This window comes from Paracoccus sp. M683 (genome assembly GCF_007096355.1).
In the GTDB taxonomy this organism is placed as follows: Bacteria; Pseudomonadota; Alphaproteobacteria; order Rhodobacterales; family Rhodobacteraceae; genus Paracoccus.
Genome location: NZ_VKDF01000001.1, coordinates 501,411 through 519,714 on the forward strand (window position 1 = coordinate 501,411; position 18,304 = coordinate 519,714).

Consider the following 18,304-nt stretch of genomic DNA (forward strand, 5'->3'; position numbering starts at 1 on the left):
CGGTCGAAGAAATCAAGAATTTCAATTGCGACCTTGCGGCCGTTCTGAACGCGGTCGCGAAAGGCCGGTGCGGTGAACCAGCCGCCCTCGGCGCCGGCGGCGACATCGCAGATGATGGCAACCATTTCGGCCGTAACGGCGCGCGCAAAGAAGTGGTCGCGCGCGATCTGATCGGTGCGGCCCAGCTTTTGCGTCAGCTTCAGCACCCGGCGGACCTCGCGTTCGTCGACACCGAAATCGGTGGCAAAGTCGCGCACCCGCGGCGGGCGAAAGCGCATCTCGCCCGACAATGCGGGGGCGATGCGGTTCCAAAGCGCCTCGTCCTCGGGCGACAACCTGACCTCGTGGCCGGGCAGGCGGACAAAGGCGCCGTCCAGCACCGCGCCATGCTCGGCAGCCTCGGCCTGAAGCAGGGCCAGAAAGGCAGGCTTGGGCAGGCGCGGGGTCAGCGACAGGCGCAGCTTTTCGCGTCCCAGACCCGGCAGATCCGGGTTTTCCTCGTGAAATTCGGTCAGCACCCGCTTCATCGCCGCGCGCAGCCCCGTGACCTGATCGACAGCCAGCGCCAGATCACCGATTCGCTCGGCCCCGGCAGCCCGCGCCGCGTGCAGCGCCGCATCGGGTGACAGGCTGCGGTCACGGGCAAAGCCCGGCATGTCGACCGGGGCGACCTGCACCATCCCGGCCAACGCAACAGCGGGATCGGCATGGCACCCGGCCGCAATCAGCGCCAGCCGCGAGGGCAGCCGCCGCTTGCGCGCGGGCGCTCGCAGATCGACGAACTGGCCGCCACCGATGGTCCGGCTGGCCGAGACATCGCGCAGGATGAAACGATCCAGCGCCGCCGCCGCAATCGGCCGGTCCAGCACGATCTGCACCGGCCCGGTCTCGCCCGGCGCGATGGGATCGGCCAGCGGCACGATCCGCGCGCCAGCCTCGACCGCGTGGCTGTGCAGCCGGGCGGGAAACCAGGTGCCGATGGCGCGCGGCTCGGTTTCCAGCACGGTCAGCATGGCGTCGATGCGGTCGGTCGGCGCGTGCAGCGCAGGCGGCAGGATCAGGTCGCCGCGATGAATCGCGTCTTTGGTGATGCCCTCACCGGCCAGGTTCAGCGCGCAACGCTGCCCGGCCAGCCCCTCGGTCGCGGGGCGGTTCTGGGCGTGGATGGCGCGAACCCGGGCGGCCAGGCCCGAGGGGCTGACAGTCACCTGATCGCCCTGCGACACCCGCCCGGTCAGCACCGTTCCGGTGACAACCGTGCCCGCCCCTGGCAGGGTAAAGCTGCGATCAACGGCCAGCCGAAAGGGGCCAGAGGCATTGCGCAGGGTCGTCTCGGCTTCGGCCTGGATCAGGGCTGTGCGCAGGTCGTCGATCCCCTCACCCGTCAGCGCGGAAACCGGGATGATCTGCGCATCGGCCAGACCCGATCCGGCCAGCGTCGCCGCGATTTCAGCGCGCAGCATGTCGCGCCGCACGCCATCGGCAAGGTCGGCTTTCGTCAGCGCCACGATCCCGCGCCTGATCCCCAGCAGGTCGAGGATCGCCAGATGTTCGCGCGTCTGCGGCATCACCCCGTCATCGGCAGCCACGACCAGCAGCGCAAGGTCGATGCCACCCGCGCCGGCCAGCATGGTATGGATCAGCCGTTCATGGCCCGGCACATCGACAAATCCGGTCACCGCGCCGCCGCCCAGATCGGCATAGGCAAAGCCCAGATCAATGGTGATGCCGCGGGCCTTTTCCTCGGCCAGCCGGTCGGCATCGGTGCCGGTCAGCGCCTTGACCAGCGCCGTCTTGCCATGGTCGATATGCCCCGCCGTGCCGACGATCATCCCGCCAGCGCCCCCAGCAGGTCCTCATCCCGGTCGAGGCAGCGCAGATCAAGGATCAGCGCGCCATCATGGATATGGCCGATCACCGGGCAGGGCAGCGCGCGCAACCGCGCGGCCAGCCGGTTGGGCGCATCCCCGCCCGCGCCGTTCATCCGCAACCCCGCCGAGGGGATCGTATCCACCGGCAGCGCGCCCGAGCCGATCTGGCTGGCGCAATCGCAGACATCGACGCTGTAATCGGGCAGAAGCGCGGCGACCTGCGGTGCCAGCCGGGTGGCCTGCGCGGCGATCTCGGCCTGAGGCCGCGCCAGAAAGCGCAGCGTCGGCAGCCTTTCGGTCAGCCGGTCCGGGTCGCGGTAAAGGCGCAAGGTCGCCTGCAACGCGGCAATGCGGATCTTGTCCAGCCGCAGCGCGCGTTTCAGCGGGTTCCTGTTGATCGCCGCGATCAGGTCGCGCCGCCCGACGATGAACCCGGCCTGAGGCCCGCCCAGCAGCTTGTCGCCCGAAAAGGTCACCAGATCGGCCCCCTCGGCAACGGCCTCGGCAACGGTCGGTTCCCGCCGCAAACCGAAAGCCGACAGATCGACCAGCGACCCCGCGCCCAGATCGTTCAGCAAAGGCACCCCGGCCGCCCGCGCGATGGCTGCCAGTTCGGGGGCGGGAACCTCGGCGGTGAAGCCCTCGATCCGGTAGTTCGAGGTATGCACCTTGAGGATCAGCCCGCTTTCGGGGCCAAGCGCGGCCTGATAGTCGCGCGCATGGGTGCGGTTGGTGGTGCCGACCTCGACCAGCCGCACGCCGGCGCGGGCCATGATGTCGGGCATGCGGAAGGCGCCGCCGATCTCGATCAACTCGCCGCGCGAGACCAGCGCATCACGCCCCTGCCCCAGCGTGTTCAGCGCGATCAGCACGGCGGCGGCGTTGTTGTTGACGATGGTGGCGTCCTCGGCCCCGGTCAGGTCGCACAGCAAGCCGCGCAAGTGGTCGTCGCGCTGGCCGCGCCCGCCGCCGTCCAGATCGAATTCCAGCGCCAGCGGCGCGGCCATGGCGGCGCTGGCGGCGGCGATGGCCTGATCGGCCAGGATAGCCCGGCCCAGATTGGTATGCAGGACGGTGCCGGTCAGATTCAGCATGGGCCGCAATTTCGACTGCGCCGCTGCGGCCAGATCGGCGGCGGCAAGATGCGGCAGCCGCGCGGCCTCGACCGTCCCATCGGCGCCATCGCGGATCGCGGCCCGCGCGGCCTGCAACCGGGCGCGCAGGGCCGAGGTGACCAGCGCCCGGCCATGGGCAGCAATCAGCGACTGCCCGGTTTCGGTTTGCAGCAGCTGATCGACCGATGGCAGGGCGCGAAAGCCCGCCATCAATATCCCGCCATGAAGGCATTGACGCCACCGCGCCGGAACGCCGTATCCTTCATCATCATGTCCAGCCCCAGACTGGCCACGTCATCAGCGATGGGATCGAGGCTGTGGTTCTTGACCTGATACAGGATCTTGACCCAGCTGTCACATTCCGAACAGACCTCGGCCTTGATCACGGCATCCTCGGCCTCGACCGAGCGATAGCTTATGCCCTTGGTCGAACCGCAGCACAGGCATTTGATCCGCACCTCGTTCCACTGCGTCGCGCAGCAGTTGCAGGTCGCATAGCGGACATTCTCGATCCCCTGCGGCCCCATCACGCTGGATGTTGCGGGCCGGCCGCCACAAGCCGGGCAGATGCCGGTGCTGATCGGCACCAGATCAGCGGCGTTCAGCGCCCCGACCAGACGCGCCATATGCAGCTGCACCGCCGCCGCCGCGAACAGATGCGGCGCTGCGCTGTCCTCGGGGATGCGGTCGGCCAGAATATTTTCGACCAGCCAGTGCCGGTCGGCAGCATCACCCGCAATCACCGCCTGCAAGGCCAGCCGCGCGGGTTCGGGCATGTCCAGCGATTGCGCCGCATCGCACAGCCGGGTCAGCGTGTCATGCAAAAGCGGATCGGTCGCCAGCGCGGCCCGGTCCACCGGAGGCATGCGGTTGGCGCGGGCCAGATCCACCCGGTCGCGACCGATGGGTTCAATGGCGGGAAGCTCGGCCAGCAGCCGCCCCTGCAACCCCGTCAGCGCCGCCAGAAAGGTCAGATAGGGCGCAAGCCGGTGGCCGCTGTCGGCCAGAAAGACGAAACGCTTGGCGCGATCGGCGAACAGACGCGCGGGCCGGGGCAAAAAAGCCAGCGGCGCCTTGGGGACGCCGCCGATGACCGTTGGGTCAGGATTCAGATCAGTGGTCATAATCTCCTCGGGCCGACCGGCCACTGGGGTTGTGGCCCGGCTACTCTGCCGGGCCCTCGTTCTGGCGTCCAGCCACTTCGCGCAGCCATTTGCGGTGATGCTTCCACGCCCATCCGCCAGTGACCGAGCCGCGCGTCATTGCCCGCAGCGTACCGCGCGTCCAGATCGCGGCAAAGACATGCAGGATAAAGACCAGGATGATCCCCACCGCCGCCAGCGAATGCACCAGCGTGGCGATTCGGCGGGTTGGAATGGTGACCAGATCGGGGAAATACTGTTGCCAGATCATGATGCCCGAGACGATCAGCACGACGATCAGGATGGTCATCGCCCAGAATACGAATTTCTGCCCGGCATTGTATTTCCCAAGCTCGGGCAGCTTTTCTTCCTGATCCTTGATGACTTCGCCGATATTGGCGACCCAGACCCGATCCTCGCGCCGGGGCAGGTTCAGCCGCCACATTTGCAAGAACAGCAGCAGGAAGCTGAAGAACAGCACCACACCGATGATCGGATGCAGCCAGCGCGTCGTCTGCCCGCCCCCGAACAGCCCGGTCAGGAAATACAGCGAGGGCGTGAAGAAGGCCAAGCCAGACAGCGCCAGCACGATCAACGAAATCGCGGTTACCCAGTGGTTCAGCCGGGTGATGCCGCGATAACGACTGACGGTGACCGGATCGACGGTTTCGATATGATCGCCGCGTTCGGAATATCTGGTCCCGGCCATCAGCTTTCCCCCCGCCCATCATGTTTCAGGTCGGTTTCAACCAGGCGTTCGGCGGCCTCTTCATCATGCTCGGCGACGCGATTGCCCCGCGTGAACAGTGACATCAGCACCGCGCCTGCGGCGGCAACGCCCATGGCCGCCACGCCGGCGGTCTTGGTCACGCCTTTCCAACCCTCGACCACCGGCGAGATGCTCGGGTTCTCGGGCAGGTTGCTGTAGATCGAGGGCTTGTCGGCATGAGGCAGCACATACATCACATGCGTGCCGCCCACCCCCGACGGGTCGTAAAGCCCGGCATTGTCATAGCCGCGCGACTTCAGATCCTCGATCCGGCCATTGGCGTGCTGGATCATGTCGTCCTTGGTACCAAAGACGATGGCCTGTGTCGGGCAGGCCTTGGCGCAGGCAGGCCCCTGCCCCACGGCAACCCGGTCCGAACACAAGGTGCATTTATAGCTTTTGTGATCGACCTTGCTGATCCGGGGAATGTCGAAGGGACAGCCGGTCACACAATAGCCGCAGCCGATGCAGTTCTCGTGGATGAAATCCACGATTCCGTTCGAATATTGCACGATCGCACCCGGCGCCGGGCAGGCCTTCAGGCAGCCCGGATCCTCGCAATGCATGCAGCCATCCTTGCGGATCAGCCATTCCAGATCATTCGTATCCGGGTTCACCCATTCCTCGAACCGCATCAGGGTGAACATCTCGGGCGTCAGATCATGCGGGTTCTGATAGCTGCCGGTATTGACGCCCACCTCGGGATGGGTGTCGTTCCATTCAACGCAGGCCGATTGGCAAGCCTTGCAGCCGATGCATTTGCTGATGTCGATCAGCTTGGCAACCTTGGTCATCTGCGCAGGCTCGGTCGAGACCGGGCCGCCGGCCGAGGATCGAACCACGGCCGCCGGACCCAGATTTCCCTCCAGCGCCTGAACCGGAGGGTTCGCGGCCGCCGTCGTCGGTTGAGGTGCGGTATCGCTCATGCCACCGGCTCCTCTGCTGCGGGTTCGACATTGACAAGAAAGGCCTTGAATTCGGGCGTTTCGACATTGGCATCACCAACAAAGGGCGTCAGGCTGTTCGGCCCCCAACCCTTCTTGGCGGCACCCATGAAGCCCCAGTGCAACGGAATGCCGACGACATGGATGGTCTTGCCATCGCAGGTCAGCGGCCGAATCCGCCGCGTCACCACGGCCTTGGCCCAGATCTGGCCGCGCTTGCTCCAGATGCGCACGCGGCTGCCATTGGCGATGCCTTTTTCCTCGGCCAGCTCGACGCTGATTTCCACGAAGGCTTGCGGCTGCAACGCGGCATTCACCGGGTTGTGCTTGGTCCAATAGTGGAAATGCTCGGTCAGGCGGTACGAGGTCGCCACCAGAGGAAATTCCTCGCTGGTCGCGAACTGCGCCATGTCGCCCTCGAACACCCGTGCGGCGGGATTGCCGCGCAGTTGCGGGTTCAGCGCATTGGCAATCGGTGCCTCGAAGGGCTCCATATGCGTCGGGAAAGGCCCATCGCGCATCATGCCCCGCGTGAACAGGCGCGATACGCCTTCCGGGTTCATGATATAGGGGCCGACCTCGCCCGGCTTTGCCGTGGGCGAGATGTCGGGAACATCGACGCCCTCCCACCGTTCGCCGGTCCATTCGATCAGCTTGCGGTTGGGATCCCACGGCTTGCCCTGCAAATCCGCCGAGGCCCGGTTATACAGGATCCGGCGGTTCAGCGGCCATGAGAATGACCAGTCGGCATGGACCCCCATGCCGCTTGGATCACTGTTGTCGCGCCGCGCCATGTTATTGCCGTTCTCGTTCCAGCAGCCCGAATAGATCCAGCACGCGCACATGGTCGAGCCGTCGTCGCGCAATTGGCTGAAGTTCAGCAATTGCTTGCCCGCCTCGGTCACAACCTTGGTCGCGTCAGCCGGGTCATAGACCGGCTGCAAGGCGCGGCCGTTCAATTCGCGCGCCAGTTCCTCGGGCGTGGGTTCGGCCGGATCGGCGTAATCCCAGTTCAGGTCAAGGATCGGATCGGGGAAAACCCCGCCTTCTTCCTGATAAAGCTGCCGCACCTTCTGGAAGATGCCCGCCATGATCCAGGTATCGTGCTTGGCCTCGCCCGGTGGCGTGCCACCGGCCCAGTGCCATTGCAGCCAGCGGCCCGAATTGACCAGCGCGCCTTCATCCTCGGCAAAGCAGGTCGTCGGCAGCTCCAGCACCTCGGTCTGGATCGCCGCGCTGTCCACGTCGTTATATTCGCCGTGGTTCTGCCAGAAATGCGCCGTCTCGGTCGCCAGCGGGTCCATGACCACCAGCATCTTCAGGTTCGACAGCGCCTCGGTCAGCTTGGCCCGGTTCGGGAAGGACAGAAGCGGATTGAAGCCCTGACAGAAATACAAATTCACCTGCCCCTGCTTCATCATCTCGAACATGCGCAGGATGTCATAGGTCGCCACATCCAGCTTGGGCAGATAGTCATAGGCCCAGTCGTTCTCGGCCGTGGCCTTGTCGCCCCACATGGCCTTCATGAAGCTGACCATGAACTTGGGATAGTTCTGCCAGTAACTCGTCTGGTTCGGACGCAGCGGCTTGAACCCCTTGGTGGACATATAGGTCGTCCAGTCCACATCGCGTTCCGTTGGGATCGAAAGATAGCCGGGGATCAGGTTCGACATCAGCCCGATATCGGTCAGCCCCTGAATGTTGGAATGTCCGCGCAGCGCGTTCATCCCCCCACCCGGCATGCCGATATTGCCCAGGATCAGCTGCACCATCGCCATGCCGCGAATGTTCTGCGCACCCTTGGAATGCTGTGTCCAGCCAAGCGCATACATCGAGGTCATGACCTTGTCGGGCGCGCTGCATTCACCGATCATCGCACAGATCGCCAGGAACTTGTCCTTTGGCGTGCCGCAGATGTTTTCGACAAATTCCGGCGTATAGACGTCGACATGCGCCTTCAGCAGGTTCCAGACGCAGCGGGGGTCGGACAAGGTCATGTCGACCTCGGCAAAGCCGTCCGCGCCGATCTTGTAGTCCCAGCTGGACTTGTCGAAGTCGCGCTTTTCCTCGTCATAGCCGGTGAACAGGCCATCGCTCCAGCCGAACTCGTCTTTCACAAGGAAAGGCGCGTTGGTGAAGTTGGTGACATATTCGTGGTTCACCTTGTCATTTTCGATCAGCCAGCGGATCACCCCCATCAGGAAGGCAATGTCACTGCCCGGACGAATGGGCGCATAGTAATCCGACACGGCAGCCGTGCGGTTGAAACGCGGATCGACCACGATCAGCTTGGCGCCGCGATTGGCCTTAGCCTCGGTCACCCATTTGAAGCCGCAAGGATGGGCTTCGGCGGCATTGCCGCCCATCACAATCACCAGATCGGTGTTGTTGATATCGGTCCAGGAGTTGGTCATCGCTCCACGGCCAAAACTCGGGCCCAAACTGGACACCGTGGGGCCGTGTCAAACGCGCGCCTGGTTATCGAATCCGACGATCCCCATGGACCTGACCACCTTATAGGTCAGCCATGCGGTTTCATTGGTGGTGGCCGAAGCGGCCAGAAAGCCCGTGCTGGTCCAGCGGTTGACCGTTACGCCCGCATCATTGGTCTGCACCAGATTGGCGTCGCGATCGTCCTTCAGCGCGCGGGCGATCTTGGTCAGCGCCTCGTCCCAGCTGATTTCCTGGAACTCGGAAGCCCCGGCGGCACGATGGCGCGGCATGGTCAGCCGGGTCGGCGCCTTGACGAAATCCTTCAGCGCCGCACCCTTGGGGCACAGCGTTCCGCGGTTCGTCGGATGGTCGGCATCGCCCTCGATGTGGATGATCTCGGCGGTTTCGCCGGTCTTCACATCGCCGTTGGAATACATGATCACGCCGCAGGCGACCGAACAATAGGGGCAGGTGTTGCGCGTTTCCGTCGTGGTGGCCAGCTTGAAGGCGCGCACATGCGCCAGCTCTGCCGCCTCTGCCTCGCCAAAGCCCATGGCCCCAAGCGAGGTCGCAGCAACCCCCGCGCCCGCCAGCCTGAGAAAGCCGCGACGCGAAAGGTCGATATTCATGTGACCCTCCTCCTCCTTGCCTGTCATAACGATAGGTATAGCAGCATCGTGCGAAGCTGCGGGCGCTAAGTCAAGGAAAAGACACGCTGCACCTGCAACCTCAGGCAGCGCGGATCGCATCCCGCGCCACCGGCTTGCCGCGCCCGCCACGGGTGCTATGATCCCCGCCGACAGACCGATGCGCCGGCGGCGCTCGGGCTTTGCGGCAACAGGCCGCCGGTCTCTCCGTCAGGGGTTTGTCGGGAAAGCTTCTTGGCGGCGCGATACCTTGCAGGGGCGCGCATTCGCCACGGCTGACCCCGAAAATCCGCATCTTGCAAGGAGACACCATGCGCCTGCCCGCCCGCCTGCTTTTTTCCGCCCTCGCTCTTGCCGCCACGCTTGGCACAGCCAGGGCGCAGGACATGCTTTATTTCTCGGCCATCCCTGACGAGGATGAAACGAAACTGGTCGAACGCTTTACCAAGGTGGCGGAATATCTGTCGGACCAGCTTGGCGTTCCGGTCGCATTCGTGCCGGTGAAATCCTATCCCGCCGCCGTCACCGCATTCCGCAACGATCAGGTCCAGCTTGCCTGGTTCGGCGGGCTGTCGGGCGTGCAGGCACGTCTTGCCGTGCCCGACGCCCGCGCCATCGCGCAGGGCGAGGAAGACCGCGAATTCGTCAGCTATTTCATCGCCAATACCGAGACGGGGCTGACCGAATCCGCCGATTTCCCCGATGCGGCGCGCGGCATGACCTTTACCTTCGGCGCCAAGACCTCGACCTCGGGGCGGCTGATGCCGGAATATCATATCCGCGAGGAAACCGGCGAAGCACCTGACAGCTTTTTCAGCCGCGTCGGTTTCTCGGGCGATCACAGCCAGACGCTGCGGCTGGTCGCATCTGGCGCGTGGCAGATCGGTGCGCTGAATTTCGCGGTCTATGATCAGGCCGTGGCGGATAACGCGCCAGAGGTTCAGACGGCCAAGGTCATCTGGAAAACGCCGCCCTATCCCGACTACAACTGGACGATCCGTGGCGACGTGGATCAGCGTTGGGGCGAGGGTTTCGCCGACAAGGTTCAGGCTGCGCTGATCGGCATGGATGATCCCGACCTGCTGGCCACATTCCCGCGCAAGGGGTTCATTCCGGCCAGCAACGCAGATTTCGCCCCGATTGAGGATGTGGCCCGCCAGTTGGATTTGCTGGAGTAAACCTTGCATCTGCTGAACGCCGCCGATTTGGGCTATGGCGCCGTGCCTGTGTTGCGCGGCATCGACCTGCATGTCGCCACCGGCGAATGGGTCGCACTGCTGGGCCACAGCGGCGCGGGCAAATCGACGCTGCTGGCGGCGGCGCGGCTGGCGCTGATGGATCAGGGGCTGCGAGTGGCGCTGGTGCCGCAGGATCACGCGCTGGTGCCGCAGCTTTCGGCGCTGCGGAACGTGCTGATGGGGCGGTTGGACGATCACGGCGCGGTCTATAACCTTGCCACGCTGGTCCGCCCGCGTCGCGCCGACCGGGCGGCGGCATTGGCCGTTCTGGCCAGCGTCGGCCTGACATCTCAGGCCGACCGCGCCGTCGAAACCCTGTCTGGCGGCCAGAAACAGCGCGTGGCGCTGGCCCGCGCCCTGTATCGCGGTGGCGATGTTCTGATCGCGGATGAACCGCTGTCAGCCGTCGATCCCGCACAGGCCGAGGCGCTGGCCACCGTGATCCGCAATGCCTTTCCCACCGCCATCATCGCGCTGCATGATGTCGGGCTGGCGCTTGGCATGGCCACGCGGCTGATCGGGCTGAACGGGGGGCGGATCGTGCTGGATGGCCCGGCCACAACTCCGCGCGATCAGATAGAGGCGCTTTATGCCCGCTAGGCGGCGCCTGTCACGACTTGGCGTTGTCGCGGGCTTTCTGGCCGTGGCCGCGCTGTGCCTGCCCTTCGCCGACCTGACCACCGCCGGGCATGACCCCTGGCAGGCGCTGGCGCGTATGGCAGCTGGATTTCTGCGCCCCGATTTCGGCGCCGTGGAACAGATCGCCCGCGCCACCGCGTTGACCCTTGCCTTTGCCCTTTCCGGTGTCGCCCTTGGCGGGTTTCTGGGCCTGCTGATGGCGCCCTTCTATCGCTTTCGCGCAATCCGCTGGACCGCCATCGCCCTGCGATCCGTGCACGAGCTTTTCTGGGCGCTGATGCTGATGCAGGTGCTGGGCATGGGCGTGGCCACCGGTGTCCTGGCCATCGCACTGCCCTATGGCGGCATCTTCGCAAAGGTTTTGTCCGAGATTCTGGACGAGGCCGACCCCCGCCCCGCAGACTGGCTGGGGCCGCGCGTCGATGCGCTGACGCGGTTTCTGTGGGCGCGGGCGCCGCTGGCACGGGCCGAGATGGCCGGCTATGCGCTGTATCGGCTGGAATGCGGGCTGCGGTCATCGGCCGTGCTGGGCTTTGTCGGGCTGCCGACACTTGGCTTTCAGCTGGACAGCTTTTTCAAGCAGGGCGAATACGGTGCGGCAGGGGCGATCATGGTGGTCTATATCACCCTGATCGCGACGCTGCGGCTGTGGATGCGGCCCCGCGCGGTGCTGATCTGGCTGGCAGCGGCGGCTGTCATGCTGGCGCAGGTCAAATCGCCGCCCATGGGATCGGGCGCGCTGTGGCGGTTTCTCAGCAGCGATATCATCCCCGCGCCGTTACGGCAGGGCGACCCGGCCGCGCTGTGGCCATGGCTGGCCGATCTGATGCGCGATGCAATCCTGCCGGGGCTTTTCGCAACCATGGTCGTGGCGCAACTGGCGCTGGTGCTGACCGGTGTGGTGGCCTTTCTGGGGCAGGCGCTGATCGTGCCGCGCGTGATGGGACGCGCGGGCGCAATCGTGGGGCATCTGTGGCTGGTGATCCTGCGATCCTTTCCCGAATATATTCTGGCCTATCTGTTCCTTCAGCTGTTCGGCCCGTCGATGCTGCCGGCCATTCTGGCGCTTGGCCTGCATAACGGCGCGATCATCGCCCATCTGCTTGGCCGGCAGGCGCGCGGGCTGCCCCTGCGCCCCGATGCCCCGCGCGGGCTGACGCTGTGGGGCTGGGAAATCGTGCCCCGGCTGTTCGGCAATTTCGTGGCGCTTTGCCTGTATCGGTGGGAAATCATGATCCGCGAAAGCGCCATCATGGGCATTCTGGGCATCGCGACACTGGGCTTTTTCCTTGACGATGCGATTGCCGAGCTGCGGCTGGACCGCGCCATGGTGATCCTGATCGCCACCGGGTTTGTCACCGCCGCCGTCGATGCGCTGTCGCGCAGCCTGCGCGCCCGCCTTGGCGCAGGCCGCCTGCGCGCGCCGGGGCGTGGCGGCGTGCTGCCAGTGGCCCAGGGGCTGCCCAATGCCGGCTGACCGGGTCGAAGGGCTGTTGTTTCGGCGGCACTTCCGCGGCTACATGCGGGAATGCTGATCGAATAACGCCCACACCATCGGATTTTCCTATCATGCTGGACAAACTGGAAATGCTGATCGCCGTCGCGAAAGAGGGCCATTTCGGCCGTGCCGCGACCAGCCTTGGCATTACTCAACCCACGCTGTCGACCGGCATCCGCCAATTGGAGGATCAGTTGGGCGTCCAGCTTATCTTCCGCCGCTCGCGCTATGGTGGCCTGACGCCCGAGGGACAGACGGCGCTGGTCTGGGCGCGCAAGATCGTGGGCGATGCCCGGCAGTTGAAGGACGAAATGCGGTTCAAGCGCCACGGCCTTTCCGGCCGCCTGCGCATCGCCGCCATCCCCACCGCGCTGACATGGGCGTCACGACTGGCCACGGGGTTCAGCGCGAAACATCCCAATGTGCGCTTTACCATCCTGTCGCGCACCTCGGCCGAGATCCTGTCGATGCTGGACAATCTGGATGTGGATGCGGGAATTTCCTATCTGGACAATGAACCGATGGGCCGGGTCAGCACCGAACCGCTGTATGAGGAAAAATACATGCTGGTCTGCGCCGCGGACTCGGCCTTTGCCGGCCGGGCTTCGGTCAGCTGGGACGAGTTGCAGGGCGAAAGGCTGTGCCTGCTGACCCCCGACATGCAGAACCGCCGCATCATCAACCGCAATTTCAGCGCCGCTGGCCTTGCCCCCGATGCCTGGATCGAATCGAATTCCACCGTCGTTCTGCTGGCCACGGTCGAGGCCGGCAGCGGCATTTCCGTCCTGCCCGAGGACAGCGCCCGCTTTCTGGCCGGCGGCAAGGCCGTCAGCCTCGTGCCGCTGTCATCGCCCGAGGCTCCGCACAAGGTCGGGCTGGTCGCCCCCTATCGCGAGCCGCATACCCCCGTGCTGGACGCCCTGCTGCGCGAAGCGCGAGAACTGTCAGCCCTTCGTTGATAGATAAATTCTATCAATCAACGGAATAACGATATTGATTTTGGAATACCAGATCGGTTTGATTGCGTCGACATTCTTGAAGGGGCCAGCCGATGCCGTCATCCGCGCCAGCACCGTCCGATCAGGACATTCAGGCGATCATTTCCGACCACCTCGGGCTAGAGGGGCCGCTGCTGCCGATCCTGCATGCCTTGCAGCACAGCTTTGGCCATATTCCTGCGGCGGCGCATGAGCCGATCATCAAGGCGCTGAACATCAGCCGGGCCGAATTGCATGGCGTGATCAGCTTTTACCACGATTTCCGTGACAACCCCGCCGGCCGCCACGTGGTCAAGATTTGCCGGGCCGAAGCCTGTCAGGCGGTTGGTGCCGATGCGCTGGCGCAGGCGACGCTGGATAAGCTGGGGCTGGATTGGCACGGCACAACGGCCAATGGTGCCGTGACGATCGAGCCGGTCTATTGCCTGGGCCTGTGCGCCTGCGGCCCCGCCGCAATGGTCGATGACCGGGTGATCGGCCGTGTTGACGAGGCACGCATGCAGAGGCTGTTGCAAGAGGCGGGGGCATGATGAAAATCTGGGTTCCGCTGGACAGCGCCGCCAAGGCGCTTGGTGCCGACGAGGTGGCCTACGCGCTTGCCGCCGCCGCGAATGCGCGCGGCATAAAGGTTCAGATCATCCGCAACGGGTCGCGCGGCATGGTGTGGCTGGAACCGCTGGTCGAAGTGGAAATTAACGGCATTCGCCACGGTTTCGGCCCCGCTGCGCCCGACGACGCCGACGATATTCTGTCGGGCAGCGGCGCAAAGGCGCTTGGCCCGGTCGAGGATCTTGACTGGATGCGCCGCCAGACCCGGCTGACCTTTGCCCGCTGCGGCGTGATCGACCCGCTGTCGCTTGACGAATATCAGGCCAATGGCGGTCTGGTCGGGCTGCGCCGTGCAATCGCCATGACCGGGCAGCAGGTGGTGGATGAGGTCAAAACCTCTGGCCTGCGGGGCCGGGGCGGGGCGGGCTTTCCGACCGGCATCAAATGGCAGACCGTCCATGATGCCACCGCGCCACAGAAATATGTCGTCTGCAACGCTGATGAGGGCGACAGCGGCACATTCGCCGACCGCATGATCATCGAGGGCGATCCCTTCAGCCTGATCGAGGGCATGGCCATCGCCGGTCTGGGTGTCGGCGCGACGCGCGGCTATGTCTATCTGCGGTCGGAATACCCCGACGCGATCCGGGTGTTGCAACAGGCCGTCCGCATCGCCCGCAATGGCGGCTTGCTGGGGCCGGATGTGCTGGGATCGGGCCGCGCTTTCGATATCGAGGTGCGGGTGGGCGCGGGCGCCTATGTCTGTGGCGAGGAAACGTCGCTGTTGAACAGCCTTGAGGGCAAGCGCGGCGTTGTGCGCGCCAAACCCCCGCTGCCCGCGCTGGAAGGTTTTCTGGGCCGGCCCACTGTGGTGAACAACGTGATCTCGCTGGCGACGGTGCCGGTGATCTTTGAAAAGGGTGCGCAGCATTACGCCGATTTCGGCCTTGGCCGGTCGCGCGGCACGGTGACCTTGCAGATCGCCGGCAATGTCGCGCGTGGCGGGTTGTTCGAAACGGCCTTCGGCATGACGCTTGATCAGGCGGTGAACGATATTGGCGGCGGCACGGCCTCGGGTCGGCCGGTCAAGGCGGTGCAGGTGGGCGGGCCATTGGGGGCCTATATGCCCGTGGCCAAGTTCGACACGCCGCTTGGATATGAGGAGTTGGACAGTCAGGGCGGGCTGATCGGCCATGCCGGGCTGGTGGTGTTCGATGATACAGCCGACATGCTGGGCATGGCGCGCTTCGCGATGGAGTTCTGCGCCGTCGAAAGCTGTGGCAAATGCACGCCCTGCCGCATCGGCGCGGTGCGCGGGGTGGAAACCATCGACCGCATCGCCGCCGGTGACGGCAACGCGATTGGTCTGTTGACCGATCTTTGTGATACAATGCGCGACGGCTCGCTTTGTGCGCTTGGTGGGTTCACACCCTACCCGGTTATGTCCGCGCTGACCCATTTCCCCGACGACTTTGCGCGCCGGAAGGAGGCTGCCGAATGAAGGATTTCATTCTTCCCGACGACCGCGACATGGGCACACCCGCCCGCAGCGGCGCCCTTGTGACCCTGACCGTTGATGGTATCGAAGTCAGCGTGCCCGAGGGCACATCCATCATGCGCGCCGCGGCCGAGGCCGGCATCAAGGTGCCCAAGCTTTGCGCCACCGACAGCATCGAGGCCTTTGGGTCCTGCCGGCTTTGCGTGGTCCAGATCGAGGGTCGCCGCGGCACCCCCGCATCCTGCACCACCCCGGTTGCGGCCGGGATGGTCGTGCACACCCAATCCGACCACGTCCGCAAGGTCCGCAAGGGCGTGATGGAGCTTTACATCAGTGACCACCCGCTTGATTGCCTGACCTGTTCAGCCAATGGCGATTGTGAATTGCAGGACATGGCGGGGGCCGTTGGTCTGCGTGATGTGCGCTATCAGTCGGGCCGCAACCATTACGACGCCTCGGGGCATGGCGTGCTGGCGCAAGGCGATGCGCGGGCACGCGCGGCCAGCACGACGGCCCGCAGCGGTGTCGCGGGCGATCTGGGCAATCCGCTGTTCATTCCCAAGGATAACAGCAACCCCTATTTCACCTATGACCCCAGTAAATGCATCGTCTGTTCGCGCTGTGTGCGCGCCTGCGAAGAGGTGCAGGGCACCTTCGCGCTGACGATCGAGGGCCGGGGCTTTGACAGCCGCGTGTCTGCCGGCATGGCGGGCGATGACTTCCTGACGTCGGATTGCGTCAGTTGTGGCGCCTGCGTTCAGGCCTGCCCGACCGCGACCTTGCAGGAAAAATCCATCGCCGAGCTGGGCACGCCGACGCGATCGGTCATCACGACCTGCGCCTATTGCGGTGTCGGCTGCCAGTTCAAGGCCGAGATGAACGGCGACCGGCTGGTGCGCATGGTGCCGTGGAAGCACGGCAAGGCCAATCGCGGGCACAGCTGCGTCAAGGGCCGCTTCGCCTATGGCTATGCGACACATAAGGACCGCATCCTGAACCCGATGATCCGCGACAGCATCGACGAACCCTGGCGCGAGGTAAGCTGGGACCAGGCGCTGAGTTTTGCCGCCGACAAGATGCTGGGATTGCAGCAGAAATACGGCCAGAAAAGCATCGGCGTAATCACCTCGTCGCGCTGCACCAACGAAGAAACCTATCTGGTGCAGAAACTGGCGCGCGCGGTGTTCATGAACAACAACACCGACACCTGCGCCCGCGTTTGCCATTCGCCCACCGGCTATGGTCTGGGGCAGGCTTTCGGCACCTCTGCCGGCACACAGGATTTCGACAGCGTCGAGCATACCGACGTGGCCATCATCATCGGCGCCAACCCGACCGATGGGCACCCGGTCTTTGCCAGCCGCCTGAAAAAGCGGCTGCGTCAGGGTGCCAAGCTGATCGTCATCGACCCGCGCCGGATCGACATGGTGAAATCGGCCCATATCGAGGCCGCGCATCACCTGCCGCTGAAGCCCGGCACCAATGTCGCCGTTGTCACCTCGCTGGCCCATGTCATCGTGACCGAAGGGCTGATGGACGAGGCCTTTATCCGCGAGCGGTGCGATTGGGACGAGTTCCAGCACTATGCTGAATTTGTCAGCGATCCGCGCCACAGCCCGGAAGCGACCGAGTTGATGACCGGCGTGCCCGCGGCCGAGTTGCGCGCCGCCGCACGGCTTTACGCCACGGGCGGCAATGCCGCGATCTATTACGGACTGGGCGTCACCGAACATTCGCAAGGTTCAACCACGGTCATGGGCATCGCCAACCTGTCGATGCTGACCGGCAATATCGGCCGGCCCGGCGTTGGCGTGAACCCGCTGCGTGGCCAAAACAACGTTCAGGGTTCCTGCGACATGGGGTCGTTCCCGCATGAGCTGCCGGGCTATCGCCATGTGAAACTGCCCGAGGTGCGCGCCGTGTTCGAGGCTGCCTGGGGTGTGCCGATCGACCCGGAACCGGGCCTTCGCATTCCGAACATGCTGGATGCCGCAGTGGATGGCACCTTCAAGGGGCTTTACTGTCAGGGCGAGGATATTCTGCAATCGGACCCCGACACCCACCATGTCGCGGCCGGTCTGGCGGCAATGGAATGCGTCATCGTCCATGACCTGTTCCTGAACGAGACGGCGAATTACGCCCATGTATTCCTGCCCGGCTCCAGCTTTCTGGAAAAGGACGGCACCTTCACCAATGCCGAACGCCGCATCAACAGGGTGCGCAAGGTCATGGCGCCGCTGAATGGCTATGGCGATTGGGAAATCACGCAATTGCTGGCGAATGCCATGCTGAAGGAGATGGGAGGCGCGACCTGGACCTATACCCACCCCTCGCAGATCATGGACGAAATCGCGGCCACCACGCCCAGCTTTGCCGGTGTGGACTATGCCCTGCTGGAAGAAAAGGGCTCGGTCCAGTGGCCCTGCAACGAGGACCATCCCGAAGGCACGCCGCTGATGCATGTCGACGGCTTCGTGCGCGGCAAGGGGCGCTTTATCGTGACCGAATATGTCGCCACGGATGAGCGGTCGGGGCCGCGCTTCCCGTTGTTGCTGACGACGGGCCGCATTCTGTCGCAGTATAACGTGGGCGCACAGACCCGGAGGACCGAAAACACCGCCTGGCATGCCGAGGATTTGCTGGAGATTCACCCCCATGACGCCGAAAATCGCGGTGTGAATGAAGGGGACTGGGTCAAGCTGGCCAGCCGCGCGGGCGAAACCACGCTGCGGGCGACGATTACCGACCGGGTCAGTCCGGGCGTGGTCTATACCACCTTCCACCATCCCGATACGCAGGCTAACGTGATCACCACCGATTTCTCGGATTGGGCGACGAACTGCCCTGAATACAAGGTGACGGCGGTGCAGGTCAGCCCCTCGAACGGGCCGACCGACTGGCAGGAAAGCTATGCGGCACAGGCCGAGCAGTCGCGCCGGATCCTGCCCGCAGCGGAGTAACGT

12 protein-coding genes and 1 pseudogene are annotated in these 18,304 nt (G+C 64.7%); 7 read left to right on the forward strand and 6 right to left on the reverse strand.

All coding sequences use genetic code 11. The features are described from left to right. Window positions 1–23 precede the first annotated feature (23 nt). The 6 genes and pseudogenes from selB to fdnG form a co-directional block, all read right to left on the reverse strand. A pseudogene (gene selB, locus FNJ84_RS02360) lies at window positions 24–1,832 on the reverse strand (selenocysteine-specific translation elongation factor); the annotation flags it as partial. Then, window positions 1,829–3,196: an L-seryl-tRNA(Sec) selenium transferase gene (selA, locus tag FNJ84_RS02365; protein WP_143791299.1), complete on the reverse strand. Its 1,368-nt coding sequence runs from the start codon at window positions 3,194–3,196 to the stop codon at window positions 1,829–1,831. The pseudogene selB and the gene selA, both read right to left, overlap by 4 nt. Next, window positions 3,196–4,110: a formate dehydrogenase accessory protein FdhE gene (gene fdhE, locus FNJ84_RS02370; protein ID WP_143791300.1), complete on the reverse strand. Its 915-nt coding sequence runs from the start codon at window positions 4,108–4,110 to the stop codon at window positions 3,196–3,198. Before fdhE ends, selA begins: the two co-directional genes overlap by 1 nt. Window positions 4,111–4,150: 40 nt before the next feature. Next, window positions 4,151–4,837, reverse strand: a complete 687-nt coding sequence (locus tag FNJ84_RS02375; RefSeq protein ID WP_143791301.1) for a formate dehydrogenase subunit gamma — start codon at window positions 4,835–4,837, stop codon at window positions 4,151–4,153. Next, entirely contained in the window at window positions 4,837–5,823 is a 987-nt protein-coding gene (fdxH, locus tag FNJ84_RS02380; protein WP_143791302.1) for a formate dehydrogenase subunit beta, read from the reverse strand. Before fdxH ends, FNJ84_RS02375 begins: the two co-directional genes overlap by 1 nt. After that, entirely contained in the window at window positions 5,820–8,903 is a 3,084-nt protein-coding gene (fdnG, locus tag FNJ84_RS02385) for a formate dehydrogenase-N subunit alpha (protein ID WP_143791303.1), read from the reverse strand. Before fdnG ends, fdxH begins: the two co-directional genes overlap by 4 nt. 329 nt (window positions 8,904–9,232) lie before the next feature. On the opposite strand from fdnG, the gene FNJ84_RS02390 reads away from it, so the two are divergent. From FNJ84_RS02390 to fdhF, 7 genes are all read left to right on the forward strand, one after another. Beyond that, complete coding sequence (locus FNJ84_RS02390; protein ID WP_143791304.1) at window positions 9,233–10,099, forward strand: putative selenate ABC transporter substrate-binding protein; 867 nt, start codon at window positions 9,233–9,235, stop codon at window positions 10,097–10,099. Between the two features lie 3 nt (window positions 10,100–10,102). After that, the gene (locus FNJ84_RS02395; protein WP_143791305.1) at window positions 10,103–10,759 is read left to right on the forward strand and encodes an ATP-binding cassette domain-containing protein; all 657 of its coding nucleotides are present in this window, start codon (window positions 10,103–10,105) and stop codon (window positions 10,757–10,759) included. Then, the gene (locus tag FNJ84_RS02400; RefSeq protein ID WP_143791306.1) at window positions 10,749–12,275 is read left to right on the forward strand and encodes an ABC transporter permease; all 1,527 of its coding nucleotides are present in this window, start codon (window positions 10,749–10,751) and stop codon (window positions 12,273–12,275) included. The genes FNJ84_RS02395 and FNJ84_RS02400 overlap by 11 nt, the downstream gene beginning before the upstream one ends. 92 nt (window positions 12,276–12,367) lie before the next feature. Next, window positions 12,368–13,255, forward strand: a complete 888-nt coding sequence (locus FNJ84_RS02405; RefSeq protein ID WP_143791307.1) for a LysR family transcriptional regulator — start codon at window positions 12,368–12,370, stop codon at window positions 13,253–13,255. A 92-nt stretch (window positions 13,256–13,347) separates the two neighbouring features. Then, window positions 13,348–13,824, forward strand: a complete 477-nt coding sequence (locus FNJ84_RS02410; RefSeq protein WP_143791308.1) for a formate dehydrogenase subunit gamma — start codon at window positions 13,348–13,350, stop codon at window positions 13,822–13,824. Further along, window positions 13,824–15,344, forward strand: coding sequence for an NADH-ubiquinone oxidoreductase-F iron-sulfur binding region domain-containing protein (locus FNJ84_RS02415; RefSeq protein WP_143791485.1), 1,521 nt, complete (start codon window positions 13,824–13,826; stop codon window positions 15,342–15,344). The genes FNJ84_RS02410 and FNJ84_RS02415 overlap by 1 nt, the downstream gene beginning before the upstream one ends. Continuing rightward, a complete protein-coding gene (gene fdhF, locus FNJ84_RS02420) occupies window positions 15,341–18,301 on the forward strand; it encodes a formate dehydrogenase subunit alpha (protein ID WP_143791309.1) in 2,961 nt (986 codons plus the stop codon). The genes FNJ84_RS02415 and fdhF overlap by 4 nt, the downstream gene beginning before the upstream one ends. Window positions 18,302–18,304: the final 3 nt, after the last annotated feature.